General features: G+C 67.5%; 20 protein-coding genes. 13 read left to right on the forward strand and 7 right to left on the reverse strand.

The genetic code is table 11. The features are described 5' to 3' along the window. Window positions 1-233 precede the first annotated feature (233 nt). From AB0I34_RS42050 to AB0I34_RS42080, 7 genes are read left to right on the forward strand one after another with little or no spacing between them, the layout of a single operon-like run. Window positions 234-965 carry a site-specific integrase gene (locus tag AB0I34_RS42050; RefSeq protein ID WP_360457603.1) on the forward strand — a complete coding sequence of 244 codons (732 nt, stop codon included), beginning with the start codon at window positions 234-236 and terminating at the stop codon, window positions 963-965. After that, window positions 887-1,462: a site-specific integrase gene (locus AB0I34_RS42055; protein ID WP_360457606.1), complete on the forward strand. Its 576-nt coding sequence runs from the start codon at window positions 887-889 to the stop codon at window positions 1,460-1,462. The genes AB0I34_RS42050 and AB0I34_RS42055 overlap by 79 nt, the downstream gene beginning before the upstream one ends. Continuing rightward, on the forward strand, window positions 1,459-2,046 hold the full coding sequence (locus AB0I34_RS42060) for a hypothetical protein (protein WP_360457609.1): 588 nt from the start codon (window positions 1,459-1,461) through the stop codon (window positions 2,044-2,046). Before AB0I34_RS42055 ends, AB0I34_RS42060 begins: the two co-directional genes overlap by 4 nt. After that, on the forward strand, window positions 2,040-2,879 hold the full coding sequence (locus tag AB0I34_RS42065; RefSeq protein WP_360457612.1) for a hypothetical protein: 840 nt from the start codon (window positions 2,040-2,042) through the stop codon (window positions 2,877-2,879). Before AB0I34_RS42060 ends, AB0I34_RS42065 begins: the two co-directional genes overlap by 7 nt. Continuing rightward, entirely contained in the window at window positions 2,864-3,325 is a 462-nt protein-coding gene (locus AB0I34_RS42070; protein ID WP_360457691.1) for a hypothetical protein, read from the forward strand. Before AB0I34_RS42065 ends, AB0I34_RS42070 begins: the two co-directional genes overlap by 16 nt. After that, complete coding sequence (locus AB0I34_RS42075) at window positions 3,288-3,752, forward strand: site-specific integrase (RefSeq protein ID WP_360457685.1); 465 nt, start codon at window positions 3,288-3,290, stop codon at window positions 3,750-3,752. The genes AB0I34_RS42070 and AB0I34_RS42075 overlap by 38 nt, the downstream gene beginning before the upstream one ends. Next, on the forward strand, window positions 3,679-3,903 hold the full coding sequence (locus tag AB0I34_RS42080) for a hypothetical protein (protein ID WP_360457693.1): 225 nt from the start codon (window positions 3,679-3,681) through the stop codon (window positions 3,901-3,903). The genes AB0I34_RS42075 and AB0I34_RS42080 overlap by 74 nt, the downstream gene beginning before the upstream one ends. A 121-nt stretch (window positions 3,904-4,024) precedes the next feature. On the opposite strand, the gene AB0I34_RS42085 is transcribed toward AB0I34_RS42080, so the two are convergent. Then, window positions 4,025-5,203, reverse strand: a complete 1,179-nt coding sequence (locus AB0I34_RS42085) for an IS110 family transposase (RefSeq protein ID WP_360457615.1) — start codon at window positions 5,201-5,203, stop codon at window positions 4,025-4,027. 506 nt (window positions 5,204-5,709) lie between these two features. Here AB0I34_RS42085 and AB0I34_RS42090 point away from each other — a divergent pair. Next, window positions 5,710-6,036, forward strand: coding sequence for a hypothetical protein (locus AB0I34_RS42090; RefSeq protein ID WP_360457618.1), 327 nt, complete (start codon window positions 5,710-5,712; stop codon window positions 6,034-6,036). 45 nt (window positions 6,037-6,081) lie between these two features. Here the strand turns inward: AB0I34_RS42090 and AB0I34_RS42095 are convergent, their stop codons facing one another. Together AB0I34_RS42095 and ppdK are read right to left on the reverse strand one after the other, a co-directional pair. Then, entirely contained in the window at window positions 6,082-6,312 is a 231-nt protein-coding gene (locus tag AB0I34_RS42095) for a hypothetical protein (protein WP_360457621.1), read from the reverse strand. Window positions 6,313-6,377: 65 nt separating this feature from the next. Beyond that, window positions 6,378-9,083 carry a pyruvate, phosphate dikinase gene (ppdK, locus tag AB0I34_RS42100; protein ID WP_360457688.1) on the reverse strand — a complete coding sequence of 902 codons (2,706 nt, stop codon included), beginning with the start codon at window positions 9,081-9,083 and terminating at the stop codon, window positions 6,378-6,380. Between the two features lie 283 nt (window positions 9,084-9,366). On the opposite strand from ppdK, the gene AB0I34_RS42105 reads away from it, so the two are divergent. From AB0I34_RS42105 to AB0I34_RS42120, 4 genes are all read left to right on the forward strand, one after another. After that, the gene (locus AB0I34_RS42105; RefSeq protein ID WP_360457624.1) at window positions 9,367-9,747 is read left to right on the forward strand and encodes a hypothetical protein; all 381 of its coding nucleotides are present in this window, start codon (window positions 9,367-9,369) and stop codon (window positions 9,745-9,747) included. 176 nt (window positions 9,748-9,923) lie between these two features. Further along, window positions 9,924-10,370 (forward strand): pyridoxamine 5'-phosphate oxidase family protein, encoded by a 447-nt coding sequence (locus AB0I34_RS42110; RefSeq protein ID WP_360457627.1) that lies wholly within the window; start codon window positions 9,924-9,926, stop codon window positions 10,368-10,370. A 46-nt stretch (window positions 10,371-10,416) separates the two neighbouring features. Then, window positions 10,417-12,165: a GAF domain-containing protein gene (locus AB0I34_RS42115; RefSeq protein WP_360457630.1), complete on the forward strand. Its 1,749-nt coding sequence runs from the start codon at window positions 10,417-10,419 to the stop codon at window positions 12,163-12,165. A gap of 96 nt (window positions 12,166-12,261) precedes the next feature. Further along, entirely contained in the window at window positions 12,262-12,609 is a 348-nt protein-coding gene (locus AB0I34_RS42120; RefSeq protein ID WP_360457633.1) for a hypothetical protein, read from the forward strand. Between the two features lie 220 nt (window positions 12,610-12,829). Here the strand turns inward: AB0I34_RS42120 and AB0I34_RS42125 are convergent, their stop codons facing one another. Further along, window positions 12,830-13,483 (reverse strand): response regulator transcription factor, encoded by a 654-nt coding sequence (locus tag AB0I34_RS42125; RefSeq protein ID WP_360457636.1) that lies wholly within the window; start codon window positions 13,481-13,483, stop codon window positions 12,830-12,832. Between the two features lie 228 nt (window positions 13,484-13,711). On the opposite strand from AB0I34_RS42125, the gene AB0I34_RS42130 reads away from it, so the two are divergent. Next, window positions 13,712-14,359, forward strand: coding sequence for a pyridoxamine 5'-phosphate oxidase family protein (locus tag AB0I34_RS42130; RefSeq protein ID WP_360457639.1), 648 nt, complete (start codon window positions 13,712-13,714; stop codon window positions 14,357-14,359). A gap of 41 nt (window positions 14,360-14,400) precedes the next feature. On the opposite strand, the gene AB0I34_RS42135 is transcribed toward AB0I34_RS42130, so the two are convergent. The 3 genes from AB0I34_RS42135 to AB0I34_RS42145 all read right to left on the reverse strand — a co-directional run bounded on the left by AB0I34_RS42135 (window position 14,401) and on the right by AB0I34_RS42145 (window position 16,815). After that, on the reverse strand, window positions 14,401-14,847 hold the full coding sequence (locus AB0I34_RS42135) for an FMN-binding protein (RefSeq protein ID WP_360457642.1): 447 nt from the start codon (window positions 14,845-14,847) through the stop codon (window positions 14,401-14,403). Further along, window positions 14,844-15,128: an FMN-binding protein gene (locus AB0I34_RS42140; protein ID WP_360457645.1), complete on the reverse strand. Its 285-nt coding sequence runs from the start codon at window positions 15,126-15,128 to the stop codon at window positions 14,844-14,846. Before AB0I34_RS42140 ends, AB0I34_RS42135 begins: the two co-directional genes overlap by 4 nt. Before the next feature lie 265 nt (window positions 15,129-15,393). After that, window positions 15,394-16,815, reverse strand: coding sequence for a ferredoxin reductase family protein (locus AB0I34_RS42145; RefSeq protein ID WP_360457647.1), 1,422 nt, complete (start codon window positions 16,813-16,815; stop codon window positions 15,394-15,396). Window positions 16,816-16,837: the final 22 nt, after the last annotated feature.

Here is a 16,837-nt window from a genome sequence, read left to right on the forward strand (position 1 = left end):
GCCCGCCGCATCATCGCACGCAGCCTTGCCGGCTGTCGTCGACCAGACGACAGGCTCCCCTGCGCTAGTGCTAGGAGCTTGACTAGTGCAGAGAATCTTCGCGCCGACCTTCAGGTGCTTCGCCCAGAACGGCAGCAGCCTGTTGACCGGACTACGCGCCGACACGCCGCCGCGCTGGTCAGTGATTCCTGGATGTGAGGGTAGACCTTGGGCCTCTGGTTTGGAGGCCACAAGTGGCGCAGCGGGACCTGGTCAGCATCGAGCTGCCGATGTGGGGTCGAGTCGTTGCCGGTGACGACTATGTCCCATGGCTCGTTGTTGACCACGCCGGCCAGCCGGTCGAGCCTGTTCGTCGCTATCTCAGTGACTTCATCGCTTGCGGCAATCGGCCTGGGAGTGTCCGCGGCTATGCCTATGACCTGTTGAGGTGGTGGCGCTGGTTGCGCGTGGTGGAGGTCGCCTGGTCCCGCGCGAGTGTGGACGAAGTACGGGACTACATCCTGTGGTTGCAGCGGGCCACCAAACCGCGAAGCATTGCCCGGACCCATTCCGCAGCTACGGCTGGCACGGTGAATCTGGTGACCGGGAAGCAGTATCTCGACGATCGCTTCAAGGCGCGGACGATCCGTCACGCGCTGTCGGTGGTTCGGGCCTTCTATGCGTTCTGGTCCGAGCTCGGGGAAGGACCACTGCTGAATCCGGTGCAGCTGGCAGGCCGACCGGGCCGGTCGAACGCCCACCACAATCCGCTGCAGGCGTTCAAGTCGCATAGCCGGTTGCGCCACAGCCCGACGGTCCCCAAGCAGCGCCCGCGCAGCTTGTCCGACGATCAGTGGCTCGCCCTGTTCCAAGCCTTGACGAGTAACCGGGTCGCGCACTCCTTTCGATGGCGGTCAGTAACGGGGCTCGGGCCGCCGAGGTACTCGGCCTTCGTCTGGGCGACATCAACTGGGGCGAGCAGTTGATCCGAGTGATCAGGAAGGGGTCCCAGGCTGAGCAGTGGCTCCCGATCAGCTCCGAGGCGTTGATCTGGTTGCGGCTCTATCTGGCCGAGATCGGGGACATCGCACCGGACGAGCCGCTCTGGCGGACTGTTCGCCGCCGCGATCGTGGGGCTGGGCATGCAGCGCAGCCCATGACTTATGACGCTTTGCGCGCGGTGTTCCGCCGCGCGAATGCAAAGTTGGCGACCAATTGGACGATGCACGACCTGCGCCACACCGCGGCCCTGCGGATGTCCCGCGACGAGTCGCTGACCATTCGTGATGTCCAGGTCATCCTTGGCCACCAGCACCTGGACACAACCGCCGGCACCTACCTGATCGAGGAAGAGGCCGAGATCGCACGACGAGTTCTCGGGCATCTGGCCGAGCGCGGCCGCCGACCGGTCACATCGCCTCCAGTCGCCGGCGGATACGACACGTCAGACCTTCAGACACTGTTCGGATCGGTGCTCTCGTGATCGAGAACATGGAGGCACCGATGCTCGGACGGGTACCGCGGCATCGACGCACCTCCCTAACGGCCGAGCCGGACGCGAGGGGCGAGGGCGTGAGTCCGGCCGCTGTGCGGTTGTCGAGCCCCGGTCCAGAGATGGAGGCGCTCGGCCGGGCATCTGAGCAGGCTGTGGCCGACACGGTTTTGTCGTCGTCACGCTGGCGGGCGTTGCCGCATGCTGCGCGGAAGCCCACCGGGGAGGGCGTTCATCTGATTCTGGTGTGGCTGGCCGAGCACGACGGTGACACCTGGCAACTGCGTTGGGAGAACGCGAACCCGCATGACGGACTGGACTGGATCGATGAGCTCGCCGCCCGGGGGGCCCTGGGCGGCGTCGACGCGCCGGGCGAACATTCAGCGCAGCTTTGCCTGCCTGTTGCTGATCAGGCTGATCCGTCCGAGCTACCGGTTCTTGCGGAACCTGAGCGGCCACTCTCTACGCGCGGGCACGTGAGTCGTTCCGACCGGACCTGTTCGCTCAGGCAGAACACCACGCCGACCGACTCGGCGTCCGCGCGCATCATCGCGGCGTCGCCTTGGCGGTGCTGAGCAACCTTGTCCTCCACACCGGGCGCGACCTCGACCAGCTGACAACCGAAGACTTCCTCGAGCTCCGGGCTGCGCTCACACCTGAGGGCAGGAAGCCGCCGCCAGGAATCAGCGTTGCCTGGGACCTGGCCCGCGGCATCGCCCGCATCCCCGACCAACCGATCCGCCATGCGCTCCTACCCGGCCAGCTCCGCACCGACGAGCTCATAGACGCCTACGGGCTGCAGTGCCGATCCGTCCGCGATGTCCTCGTCCGCTACCTCAACGAGCGGAGGCCGGTGCTCGACTACAGCTCGTTCTCAGCTCTTGCCCGGACCCTGGGCAGCTTCTGGGCCGACATCGAGGCGCACCATCCCGGCATCGATTCACTCCAACTGTCCGACCAGGCCACAGAGCAGTGGCGCCAGCGCGTCAGCGTCGTGATCGGCCGCGACGGCACACGCCGCCCGCGGCTCGCGAAGTTGAACATCTTCGTCCCGGTGCGCGCGTTCTACCTCGACATCGCCCAGTGGGCGCTGACCGATCCATCCTGGGCTAGCACGCCGTCCGATGTCCTGTTCGCCGCAGCGACACCAGCGGCTACACCAAGAACAAGCAGCAGGTCGCGGCGCGGATGCACCAGCGCATCCGAGAGCGCCTGCCTCACCTGCTCACTCTCGCCGACAGCGCCTACGACCATCGCGACCATCAAGCCGCGCTACTCACCGCCGCGTCCGCCACCCCGTCGGGCGCCAAGTTCGAACACGGTGGGCAGATCTACAGAGGCGTCACCCAGCGCGCCCAAGCCGGGCCGGTCCGACGCAGCACCACTCCGGCCGTGCTGGTCGATGTGATCTCAACCGGACAACGGCGCGACCTCACCCGCGAAGAAGATGAAGCTTTCTGGGCGTGGGCAATCATCGAAACTCTCCGCCACACAGGCGTGCGGGTCGAGGAACTCCTCGAGCTGATCCAGCTGGCGCTCGTCAGCTACACGCTGCCCGACACCGGCGAAGTCATACCGCTGCTCCAGATCGTGCCGTCCAAAAGCAATGAGGAACGACTACTGCTCGTCAGCCCCGAGCTTGCCAGCGTCCTCGCAACCGTCATCACCCGGCTGCGCCGCGACAACGGCGGCGCTATCGCCACCGTGGCGCGCTGGGATCACCACGAACGAGTGTGGACACCACCGCTGCCGTATCTGTTTTCAGAGGATCCGCGATCACCGCCGCAACGTCATCGCCCCCGACTTCGTCAACAAGCTGCTCAAGGCCGCGTGGAACCGCGCCGGTCTCCTTGACGCCGCTGGCCAGCCGATCTACGCCACCGCACACGACTTCCGCCGGATGTTCGTCACCGAGGCCGTAACCGCCGGCCTTCCCATCCACATTGCCGCCAAGCTACTCGGCCACGCCAGCGTCAACACCACCCAGGCCTACCACGCCGTCTTCCAGGACGACCTGGTCCGCTCCTACCGCAGCTTCCTGGACCGTCGACGGGCGATGCGCCCAACCGAGGAGTATCGAGAACCCACCGACGCCGAATGGAGCGAGTTCCAGCAGCACTTCCACACCCGCAAGCTCGAGCTCGGCGACTGCGGCCGCCCCCTACGGAACACCCTGCAAACACGAACACGCCTGCGTTCGCTGCCCCATGCTCCGGGTCGACCCCAGACTGCGCGGCCGGCTCATCGACATCATCCACAACCTCAACGATCGAGTCGCTGAGGCCAAGACGAACGGCTGGCTAGGAGACGTCGAAGGACTACAGATCAGCCTCGACGCAGCCAAGACCAAACTCAGGGGGCTCGACCGCGCGAGTACGACGGAGCGGCCAGCACTGAAGAATCTCGGGATACCAGTCATCCGCCAGAGCTGATCACCAGCCTCGACCGATGCCACATCGAGTGATAGCGCCCAGTTATCGATCCAACTGACTGGCATCCTGAGATTCGAGATTGCGGACAATGGCATTCGTCCGCATATGGCTCCCTTCTGTGTCAAGACGCGGTTGGAAGGGTGCGGTTAGGCTTGGTCTTGGCAGGTCCGGGAAGTGACTTGTCCGAAGAGCCGGTACTGGGCTGTGAGCCGGTCGCGCTGGAGACAGAGTCGTTGCCCGGTTGTCCTCCCGGGCCTGTCTTCTGCGCGGCGACGAGGTCGTTGAGCATGGTCTTGTAGATCAGGTCGGGGAGCCGTCGTTTGAGGCAGCGCATGGCTTCCATGGAGGTCTTGCCGGCGGTCTTCTTGCGATCGAAGTAGGCACGTCCTTCGGTCGGGTTGCGTAGCTGGACGACGGCCATCACGTGCAGCACCCGGTTGATCTGCCGGTTGCCGCCACGGGAGAGCCGGTGGCGGACGTGGTCGCCGGAGGAGGCGTCGATGGGTGCGGTGCCGGTCCAGGAGGCGAAGTGACCGCGGTCGGGGAACCGGGTGATGTCGCGGACCTCGACCAGCAGCCGAGCAGCACCGGAGGGGCCGATGCCGTGCAGATCCAGAAGGCCGGTGCCGGTGGTCTTGACCAGCGCGGTGAGTTCCTTGTCGGCGGCCTTGGTTCGGGCGTAGATCTTCTCCAGGTCGATCACGAGCTCTGTTGCAATCCGTTTGCGGGTCTTGCCGACCACGTCGCGCGGACGCACCGATGCCAGCAGCTTGCGGGCCTGTGCGGCGGACAAGAACACCTTCGCCCCGCCAGGGATGAGTTCCAGCACAAGCGCGTGCAACCGGGAGACCTTGCGGGTGAGCTCCGCACCCAGAGCGCGGCGACGGTCGACCAGCAGGCGGAGTACCTCGAGCTGCTCATCGGCCACCACCGGACGCAGTCCCGTCATGCGGGTTCCGACCAATGCCACGGAGTGCGCGTCGGAGGCGTCGGTCTTGCGGCCCTGGCCCGTGGCGAACACACGTGCCCGCGCGGACAGCTTCGGCGGCACGTCGACGACCTGCTCCCCGTCCGCGATCAGCCGGTGGGCGATGTGGCGGCCGATGCCGTTGCAGCCCTCGATCGCCCAGATCCTGTTCGGCCAGGCACCAACGGTGTCGAGCATCGAGCGATCGCCGGCGGTGCCGGTGGAGAACCTGCCTCCACCGAGGACGTGTTCGTCACCGTCCATCAACTCAATGGTCACCGATCGCTTGTGCGGGTCCATGCCGATGACGACCCGCGGGAATTCCTGGCTCACGTTGCCTCCTCAGGCTCAATCGATGGGCGTCGAGCCGGAGGGCACCGCTACTTCGAGCAGAGCAATCCCTGAGCCTCTCCCGCTCGGGGCGGTGTCCGAGGCTGCGCAGGCCATGTGAGAGCCACACGCGATCCGTGGGCAGCCGCGATGAGAGCGACAACCTCAGACACCTCGACCGAGCCACGTCAGACGCCGGTCGTGACCTCAATGGAACAAGTAGCCGCGATCCGCGTGGCCCATGCCGATGAGGAGCGGTCTCCATAGCGTCCAAGATCAACGGCCCGAACGGTGCAAGAAGCTGGACCAGCGCATCAAGGACTGCGCGCCCGACTGCAGCCCGGGCGTCGGCAGCGGGCGCTGAAAAGTGACTGCTCGGCGATGCGCGCGTGGCAACAACGTAGGACGGCCTCCGGTGCGCACGATCCGCCCGTCGGCGATCGATGGGTGGCCTGGCAGGCGACCGACCTGGTCCTGACCGAGGACGACGTCCGCACGGTGGGTCGAGCGTGGCCGAGCCACCCCTGGCCGGCCAGACGCTGGCTGTCACCGTCGTCAACTGGGAGGGCCGGCTACGGCTCGGGACGACGGTGAACGGAGCCGTCTGGAGCGCCGGCGTCGAGCGCTACCGGAAACTGTCCGGCCGGCATCTCACCGACATGTCCGCAATGGTTGCTGACGGCAACCTCATGGTCGCGGCGACCACCTCACAGTCACTCCACCGGGTCGCCGTCGGGACGCCGACCATCGCCGGCCACAACGGATCGCCGATCACGAGGTGGATCTCCCGGTCGGACCCGACCTGCACTTCTGCCGAGGTCGCTCCCCTGTACTGACCCTACGCATGCTGGTGTCGCCGCAGCACCTGACCTTCCGACTGATCAGCTTCGCGGTTGGCGACCGTAGACGAAGTACGCGATCGGCACCGCGCCGACCGAGTTGATCAGAGCGATCGCGACCGCCCACCACACCTTGGATCCTCTGACTTCGGCGGCCGGGCGACGCGCCAGGTCGGCCAGCGCGGCGACTTTCAGCGCACCTTCGAGAGCGCCGCCGACGATGATGACGCATCGCCTGCGAGGACTGAGGTCCTGCCACCTCGTTCTGGCCACGCCTCCACCATGCGCCCAGCCGACCTCCCCGGCAAGGGGGTCAGCTGAGCGACGGCGATCCCCTGTCAGCGGGTGTCGCTCTCCGATGAGGTGAGCGCGACGGTGACGCGGCCGGCTTCGAGACGGGCGATCGGGACGCGGTACGGCGAGCAGGAAACGTAGTCCAGACCGGCCTCGGCAAAAAAGGCGATCGACGCAGGGTCGCCGCCGTGCTCACCGCAGACACCGATGACCAGGTCGGGGTTGCCGCTGCGTCCCTCGGCGACGGCCAGCCGGACGAGCCGGCCAACGCCCGCGACGTCCAGCGACTCGAAGGGCGAGACCGCGAAGATCCCCGCGTCGAAGTAGCGCGGGAAGATCGACGCTTCCACGTCGTCGCGGCTGAACGCCCACGTCAGCTGGGTCAGGTCGTTGGTGCCGAACGAGAAGAAGTCGGCGGACCGAGCGATCTCCTCGGCGCCCAGCGCCGCCCTGGGGACCTCGATCATCGCGCCAATCCGGGTCGGGACAGTGCAGCCGGTTCGAGTCGCCACCTCGGCGAGGACACCTTCGATCTCCCGCCGTACCAGACGCAGCTCTACTTCGCCGGCGACCAACGGCACCATGATCTCCGGACGCACCACATTGCCCTCCGCCGACACGACGGCAGCCGCCTCGGCGATCGCCCTGGCCTGCATGGCGAACAGTCCCGGGATGACGATCCCCAGCCGGACACCGCGCAGTCCCAGCATCGGGTTGCTCTCGTGCATCCGCTGGACCGCCGGCAGCAGGCGCTCCGCGTCGATATCCGGCGTACCGGTGGCACGGCCGACGGCTGCCCGCACCGATAGTGCGGTCAGGTCGGGCAGAAACTCATGCAACGGCGGATCGATCAGCCGTACGGTGACCGGCAACCCGGCCATGGCACGGAAGATCCCGGCGAAGTCTTCGCGCTGGAGCTGCAGCAATTCCTCGAGCACGGCCTGCTGCTCCGAGGTACCTTCGGCAAGCACCAGCCGCTCGACGAGCTTGCGTCGCTCACCGAGGAACATGTGCTCGGTGCGGCACAGGCCGATGCCCCCCGCGCCGAACCGCCGGGCGCGCTCGGCGTCCGCGGACGTGTCGGCGTTCGCGTGGACGCCGAGCCGGCGACGGGCATCCGCGTGCCGAAGCAGCCGGTCGACCGCATTGACCAGGTCATCGGCCTCGGACAGCTCCAAACGCCCCTCGAAGTACTCCACCACGGGCGAGGCGACGACCGGAACCTCTCCGTAGAAGACGACACCCGAGGTTCCGTCCAGGGAGAGTACGTCGCCCTCCTCGATGACGAGGCCCTCGGCCGTGACGGCACGGCGCGCCACCGCGTCCACGGACAGACTGTCCACACCGCACACACAGGTCTTGCCCATTCCTCGCGCGACGACCGCGGCGTGGGAGGTCTTTCCGCCTCGGGTGGTGAGGATCCCGACCGCTGCCAGCATGCCTGGCAGGTCGTCGGGGTTCGTCTCCCGACGGACGAGGACGACCTGCCGCCCCTCCGCGGCGAACCGCCGTGCCGCCTCGGAGTCGAAGGCCGCGACACCTACCGCGGCCCCCGGCGAGGCGGGAACGCCGTGGGCCAACTCCGGTACGCCGTGCCGCTCGCCGAACCTTGGGAACATCAGCTGTCCGAGCTGGGCGCCGGTGACGCGTAGCAGCGCCTCGTCGAGCGTGATGAGGCCCTCGTCGACCAACTGGACAGCGATCCGGAACGCCGCTCCCGCGGTGCGTTTGCCGACCCGCGTCTGCAGGATCCACAAGCGGCCACGCTCGATCGTGAACTCGATGTCGCACAAGTCGCGGTAGTGCCGTTCCAAGGTGGACATCGCGGTCAGCAGTTCGGTGTGGCTGACCGCATCGATCTCAGCCAGCCGAGCCAACGGAACGGTGTTGCGGACACCCGCGACGACATCCTCGCCCTGAGCGTCCTGAAGGTAGTCTCCGTAGACACCTGTCGCACCCGACGCCGGGTCGCGCGTGAAGGCGACACCGGTTCCGCTGTCCGGGCCGCGGTTTCCGAAGACCATCGCCATCACGTTGACCGCTGTGCCGAGGTCGTCCGGAATCTGCTCCTGGCGCCGGTACAGCCGGGCCCGAGGTGTCGACCACGAGCGGAAGACGGCCCGGACCGCCAGATCGAGTTGCTCGGTCGGCTCCTGGGGGAACGGGCGGCCGGCGTGGTCGGCGATCACCTGCTTCAGCGCCGTACAGGCACGTTCGATCGCCGCGGCCGGCAACTCCTCCGGAGTCCCGACGCCCCACTCGGCGTACTCCGTCGACACGGCCGACTGCAAGAGATCGTCCGGAACATCGAGGACGGTGCGCGCGTACATCTGCAGCAGCCGTCGATAGGAGTCCCACGCGAAGTGCTCGTCGCCCGAGTGCTTGGCCAACCCATGGACCGACTCGTCGGTCAGTCCGATGTCGAGGATGGTCTCCATCATCCCGGGCATCGAGAACTTCCCACCCGAGCGCACCGAGATCAGCAGCGGGTCGGCCGGGTCACCCAGCCGGCGGCCCATCGCCTGCTCGAGCCGGCCGAGGTGCGCCGTGATCTCGTCGGCCAGGCCAGCCGGCAGATCCCCGGTGTCCAGATAGGCGCGGCACGCCGTGGTCCCGATCGTGAATCCCGGTGGAACCGGGAGCCCCAGACGGGTCATCTCCGCGAGATTGGCGCCCTTCCCTCCGAGCAGGTCCTTCTGGTCCATGCTCCCCTCGGCGAAGTCGAACACGTAGCGGCCGGTCGTCGGCATTGTGGTCATGTGTATGCCACCTCCCTCTCTCACGCTCCTGCCCCCGGCTCAGAGCCCACAGGGCCGAAGGTCCCGAGCGGAACCGGCCGCTCGGTCCGCGCCGGCCGGCTCGAAGAGTGGTTAGGGTTCAGGCATGAGGAGCAGCGTGGGCACCTGCTGAGCGGTGACCCGGTCCTGCTGACGCGGGAGGTCAGCGGCCTCGTCGTCGCCGGCATGACGATGCCGACGTCCTCGACAGGCTGTTCGGCGGAGCCGCGGTGGTGACGCTGCGGACCGGCCAGAGGTGCTTCTCGGGGTCGTGGTCGCGCACGCCTCGCTCCACTTCCCGCAGATCTCCGCCGTCATCCTCAACGGTGGTTTCATGCTGCCGACCCGGGTGCAGCGGCTCCTCGAGCAGCACGCGGACAGCGCCGCCCTCCTCGACCAGCTCGAGGTCGCCCGAAGCAGCGCGGTCACGCCGCTGATGTTCGAGCACCAGCTGATCGACGAAGCAGTTGCCCAGCGCAAACACATCGGGATCTGCGTCGACAACGACCGCAACAACGAGCCGGCCACCGGGCCTCGCCGGATCTCCACCGATGACAGCGAGGTCGCGGTCTTCGTCGTTCCCACGAACGAGGAGTGGCAGATCGCCCGCGAGACGCTCGGCGTCGTAAGCACCTGAAGGTTGGGGCAGGGCCCGGGCAGTCGACCGACTCGCGTCAGCTCGCGCCCTCGACGTGCTGTCCGCTCACCGGGTCCATGCAAAGCAGGACTTTCGGCCCTACGTCGCTCATTCTTCGCGAGCGATTGTTGGCGCACGGACAGGTCAAGGCAGTTGTCCAGTGTTTGGAGGCCCCAGTGACCACGCAGCCAGAATTCGATCGCTCACTCCTCGAGATCATCAGCAACGCGGACTGTCTGCGTCTACTCCGATCCATCCCTCTCGGGCGGCTCGTCTACACGCACGGCGGCCTCCCAGCGGTCCGGCTCGTCAACTTCGTCCTGGACGACGAGACCATCGTGTTCAGCACCGGCCCCGGTGACAAACTCCGGGCCGCCGAACGCGGCGATGTGGTCGCCTTCGAGGCCGACGCTGTGGACCTCGAGCGGCACATCGGCTGGACGATCACCGCCGTCGGCCACCTGTCCGTCGCAACCCCGGACGAGACCACGGCGCTTCGCGCTGCCCTGCCACTGCACTCCTGGCTGCCGCTGGACGATCCACAGGTGGTCCGGCTGGCCATCGAGACTCTCCACGGCCGACGCCTTCTCCCGTGGGGACAGCGTCCGCACGCGGGCGTCTAGGGCCACGTTCGTTCCCATACAACGTGGCAGTCCGTATGGTGGGCCCGTGGCTGAGAGCTCGCGGACGGGACGAGGGACCTGGGACGAGGGGGCGCTGGAATACGCCGGACTCTCCCGGGTGCGCCTCGACGCACTCTTGCAGGAATTGCTCGGCCGGGTCGACGAGATCATGGACTCCCAGGAGCGGCTCCGCGCACTCCTCGACGCGGTCGTCGGGATCGGCGCCGACCTCGATCTGAACAGCACCCTCGACCGGATCGTCACCGCCGCCTGCGAACTTGCCGGTTCCCGGTACGGCGCACTCGGTGTGGTCGGCCCGGACGGCAAGCGGCTCGTCCGGTTCATCACTCACGGTGTCAGCGACGAGGAGATCGCGGCCATCGGCCCGTATCCCGAGGGGCACGGCATCCTCGGCCTGCTGATCGAGCACCCCGAGCCGATCCGCATGCACGATCTGGCCGAACACCCTCGGTCGTATGGCTTCCCGTCGAACCACCCTCCGATGAAGAGCTTCCTCGGCGTACCGATCCGGACCCGGAACCGCGAGCATGCCTTCGGCAACTTGTACCTGACCGAGAAGACGGGCGGTGCAGACTTCACCGAGGACGACGAACGCACCGTCACCGCGCTCGCGACCGCAGCGGGCGTCGTGATCGACAATGCCCGGCTGTACGCCGACACCGAGCAGCGCCGGCGCTCGCACGAGGTCACCGCCGAGATCACCCAGCTGATGCTCGGCGAGTTCGACGCCGAGCAGGCACTCCAGCTGATCGCTCAGCGATCCCGAGAACTCTCCGGCGCACACGTCGCCGCCGTTCTTCTCGCCGAGGACGCAGACCTGGTCGTGCGGGCCGTCGACGGACCGGTGGAATTTCACCGCTTCCTCGGCCGCCGCCTCGCGGCCGATCTGCCTGTGCTCGGCCTCGCGAGCACCAGGGACGACCAGGTGGTCATCGAGGACCTGGCTCAGCTGTTGAAGGACGCTGGACTGACGGAGTTCCCCGAAGGGGCGAATCTGGGACGTACGACCGTGGCGCCGCTGCCGGCTGGCGGCTCCGGTACCGGCGGTCTGCTCGTGGTCGCCGTGGAGCAAGGATCGTCCACCCGGATCTCTGACGATGCGAACCTGGTCCGGATGTTCGCCGGCCAGGTCACACTCGCGCTCGAACGCGACCAGGCACAGCACGACCGCGACATGCTCGCCGTGCTCGAGGATCGTGACCGGATCGCGAGAGACTTGCACGACCTTGTGATCCAGAGACTGTTCGCGACCGGACTGCAGCTGCAGGGCATGCACCGGCTCGCCCGTCCCGAACATCAGCAACGGCTCAGCCGGGCGGTCGACGACATAGACACGACCATCCACGACCTCCGGGCCGCGATCTTCCAGCTCCAGGAGACACCTGACTCCAGCTCCTTGCGCGGAGACCTCCAGGCACTGGTCACGGAGTACGCCGAACCGCTCGGGTTCCGGCCCCAACTGATCTGCACCGGCCCGATCGACACCGTCGTACCGACCGCCGTCCGGCCGCAGATCCTCGCCACCGTCCGGGAATCTTTGTCCAACATCGTCCGGCACGCCCGGGCGTCCATGGCAACCGTCGAGGTCTCGGTCGGCTCGGGTGAAGTGATGGCCCGGATCTCGGACGACGGTGTCGGCATCGGGACCGGGGACCGTCGAAGTGGTCTACGCAACCTGACAGAGCGGGCTCAGGCTCTCGGCGGCAGCGTCCAGATCATCGGCAACGAGCCGCACGGCACCGTTGTGGAGTTCAGGGCGCCGACCGGCGACTGACCGATCGCCGAACGGCTTCGCGAGTCGGGACTCTTGCCCACAGCGCCACCCACCTCCCGGCGCAACGCTGAAGTATCGGCAACGGGAGGAGCAGTCATGACCACCACCCTGGAACAGGAGATCGAGCGCTGGGAGGCTGGTCTCGAGCGCATCGCGGAGACCAGCGCGTCGGACAACCGGTTCCTGGAGGAGCGGCGCTTCGCCGAAGCGCAGCACACGATCACTGCCTTCCGCGGCCACATCCTGCCCCTCATCGGCCACCGGCAACCACACGACGCGATCGTCTCGCACGAGATCGAGCACCTCGTCGACCACCTCGAAGACCTGTACCGCACCGTCCACCCGCCCACCTCCCACCAGGAGATCGCCGAGACAACGGCCGCGCTGCGCGCCCTCTCCCGAATCGCACTCGGGTTCGAGCGATCCCTCGAAGACACGCGATGACCAGCCCCACCTCCTCGGCGCCACCTCGAGCACCCGGGCCAGTGCCGATCGGTTCCGCGACGGCGGGACCTTCGGCGCCGGGTGAGCACACGCCGCTCGAAGCCAGGGTCGGGTACTGCTGGGGACAGTGCGGCGGCCGATGTCGTGAATCGGTGCGGAGGCGGCAACGATCTCCAGGCAAGACTCGGTCGCCTGGGCCGCCGCCACAACCCCCAGGGCCCTATGGCTGTGGGTTCTTCTTCGTGCGTTCGACGGCGAAGACAGCTGCTTCTGTGCGGCGTTCGAGGTTGAGTTTGCGCAGGAGGGAGGAGACGTAGTTCTTGACTGTCTTCTCGGCCAGGAAGAGCGACTGAGCGATCTGGCGATTCGTCTTGCCTTCGGCGATCTCGGCGAGGATCCGGCGTTCCTGTTCGGTCAGAGAGGCGTACCTCGGGTCCTCCTCCGCAACCGGGTGGCGTAGACGTTCCAGGACCTTCATCGTCATGGTCGGGTCCAGCAGCGATTCGCCGACGGCGAGGCGGCGTACGGCGTCGATCAGGGCGTCGCCGTGGATCTGCTTCAGCAAGTAGCCGGCCGCGCCGGCCATGATCGCGGTGAAGAGTGCCTGGTCGTCGGAGTACGACGTCAGCATCAGGCAGGCCGGCGGATTGTCCATCGACGAACGGATCTCCCGGCAGACGGTGATGCCGTCGCCGTCGGGCAGCCGGACGTCCAGGACGGCGACATCCGGGCGTACGGCGGGGATCCGAGCGATCGCCTCCGCGGCGGTCGAGGCGTCACCGACGACGTCGATGTCCGGCTCTCCGTCGAGCAGTTGGTGCAGTCCCAGCCGGACCACCTCATGGTCGTCCAGCAGAAACACCTTGATCGTCATCACTGTCCCCTTCAGCTCCCACCCCGCCGTACGAGGTTCGTCCGGCGAGCCCTTCCGGCAGAATCTCGTCCTCGGCACGGAATGTGCCAGGGACAACGGTCCACCTTGACCGGGACCTTCGGTGCGGACGTGCCGACCGGCCCTGGTCCTTCAGGACATCATGCCCTGACCGCCATGGCGACTGCCTGATTGTCTGGAACTGCCGAAACCGATGGAAGGCGGACTCCGATGGACACCAGGTCACAGACCGCGGGCAGGCCGAGCGACCTCGGCATCCGGATCAGGCGACGCCGGCTCGCGCTCGGCCTGAGCATGGCAGAAGTCGCCCAGCGAACCGGCCTGAGCACGGACCGCGTCGAGCACATCGAGACCCGCCCGTTCGCGCTGACCGGCGGAGAGCTCGTCCGGCTGGCGCGGGCTCTCGACATCAGCATCGAGGACCTGACTAGGCTGGACCATCCCAGGACCCCGCGGCATCGGCCGGTCTCGCCGATACTCGAGCCGATGCGCGAGGAGGAGTGCCGGAAGCTCATCGACGCAAGGTGTGTCGGCAGGATCGCCTACAACCGAGCCGACGAACTCGTGGTCATCCCGGTCAACTACTGCTACCTCAACAACCTGATCGTCTTCCGGACCGCGGCTGACAGCGCGGTCGCGCAGTACGGCCTGGCACCGATCGCCTTCCAGCTCGACTTCGTCGACGAGGGCTTTCAGGACGGTTGGAGCGTCCTGGTGAACGGCATGGTCCGCCCGGCCACCGCCCAGGAGACGGACGCCGCCCGCGACCGGGTCGAGCCCTGGGCCGGCGGAACGCGAGAGTCCTACATGGCCATCGAACCCCACCGCACCACCGGCCGCCGCATCCGCTCCTGGTGACCTCCGACCGCCGGACGGTTCTTGGTGATTTTTGGAGGACATCAACCCCGCAGTTGGGCCGCGTCCAGGGCCGACTGCAGTGAGCGCCGGTATCCGTCCGAGGTGAAGGTCGCGCCCGAGACGGTGTCGATCTGCGCACTCTGCGCCGCGATCGCCTCCTGCTCGAGCTGCGGCAGCGCAAACGCGCTGATCTCCCGGTCGCGTCCTCCCGACGACGGATAGGCGAGCGCGGTCACGACGACCAGTCGGTGCGAACGGACAGTGACGCGGACTTGCACCGGTCCGTAGCGGGTCCCTGCCGATGTGCCGTTCACCGTGAGGTCACCACTCGCCGATCCAGTGCTGACCACCCCGGGCTTGGCCACGGTGGCGGTTGGAGAGTCTGTGCGGTTCGTACTCGTCGGATACAGGAACAGCAGGCCAAGCAACACACCAGTGGCCCCGACGACCGCCGCATTGCGCCGCAGCCGCGCCGAGTGGCTCGTCATCGGGCGCCGGCCCGATGAGCCGCGTCGAGTGCCGACTGCAGCGACTGCCGGTATCCCTGCGACGTGAAGGTGGCTCCGGACACGGTGTCGATCTGCGCACTCTGCGCGGCAAGCGACTCCTGGTCGAGCTGAGGTACGGCGTAGCTGTTGATCGCGTCGGTCTGTCCGTCCCCGCTCGGCCGCGCAAGCGCGCGAGCCCGGGTGATCTCCCCGCCCTGCACGCTGATCTCGACCTGCACCCGCCCGTACTGCGTCTGGACGACATCTCCCGCGACGGTCACGGACGCGACATTCGAAGGGCTCGGGCGTGCCGATGGATGGACGGCCGGACTCGATCGGCTCGGCGGCGCGGTCTGACTGCCGTGCCGGTTCGGAGGCCGGGGCGTGGGACGCGCGGGGGCATGCCGCGGCGGGCCGGGCGGCGCTGCCGACACCACGCCGGCCGCCGCGTGCGGGTGCGCGCTTGCCCGCAGAGCCACACCGACGACCACCAGGGACGCGGCCGACATGACCAGTTTCATCCCGCGCCTCACGCAGGTACTCCTCTCACCACGAGAACCGCTCCTGATGCAGCTGCTTCAGCGGAAGACCGAGTCCGGCAGCCGCCACGCACACCGCGTCCATCCACTGATCAGGTCCGCATACGTAGACGTCGTACTGGCTGATGCCGGGGACGAGCCGCCGCATCGCATCCTCGTCGGTCCACGCCGCGGCGCTCTCCGGTAGCCAGGACTGCCGGTTCCGTATCCGCCGCCCGAGCAGGTAATGCGTGGTGATGCCGCGGCGGTGGGCCAGCTGGTCGAGCTCGTCATGGAACACCAGGTCGTCGAGATCGTGCGCGCGATACACCAGGACTGCGTCCCCCGGTTCGTACGGGAGCTCCTCCAGCAGCGCCCGCAGCGGTGTGATGCCGATGCCGCACGCGAACATCGCCACCTTGCGAGTGACTCGCCGCTCGCCGGTCAGCCGACCGTACGGACCTTCGATCGCAACCTTGGTGCCCGGCCGCAACCCGGCCAGCCGGCTGCTGCCGTCACCAGCCGCCTTGGCAGTCACCCGCAGCCGGTCGGGCGCGGGCGACGCCGACAGCGAATACGGATTGCCGCGCGACCATCCCGGGCCGTCGAGGAACCGGAAGACGAAGTACTGACCTGCCTGCACTGGCATCCGGTGCAAGCCACGGCCGGCGAGCAGAACCGTCACCACGCGGGGACCCTCTCGCACGACCTCTCGCACGGTCAGTCCGTGCCGAAGTGTGCGCCAGACCGGCAACGCCACACGGTAGACGAGGATCGCGACGAGTGCGACGGCGTACGCCGACCACCAGTAGGCGCGCGCCACCGCCGAGGTCGTGAAGTCCGCGCCGGTCCAGATCTCGTGCGGCACGGACAGCCCCACCCCGACGTACGCGTACAGGTGCAGCAGGTGCCACGACTCGTAGCGCAAGGCCCGGCGAGCGACCCGGACCGAGGTAAGGACGACGACCGTCAGCGCGATGCTTCCCGCAACGGCGAGGAGCATTCCGCCGTACGTCGTGACGACGCTCCACGTCTCGTGCAGGACATCGTTGTGATCCCGCAACGTGTATCCGGCAAGGATCAAGGCGACGTGGACCATCAGCAGGTTGAAGGACCAGAAACCGACCAGCCGGTGCCTGCGGGCCAGCTCGTCCTGACCGTAGCTGCGCTCGATCATCGGCACCCGCGCCATCAGGAACACCTGCACCAGCAACAGGTCCGCCGCCACCAGACCGGACAACCGACCGAGCGATGTCAGCAGGTCGGCCGGCCCGGCCGCGAGCAACTGGAGACCGCGTCCGGACAACCACAGCGCGACCACCACCAGGACGCTGCCCCAGCACAGGACACCGATGGCGTCACGCCACCAGACCGGCGTACGACGGGACCGCCGCCGGACGTGTGTGACGCGATGCCGGCTGATCGCCTGGGCCACATCCCGGTCCGTCATGCTACGACGATGCCCGCGGATT

Source organism: Kribbella sp. NPDC050281 (assembly GCF_040655855.1).
Classification (GTDB): Bacteria; Actinomycetota; Actinomycetes; order Propionibacteriales; family Kribbellaceae; genus Kribbella.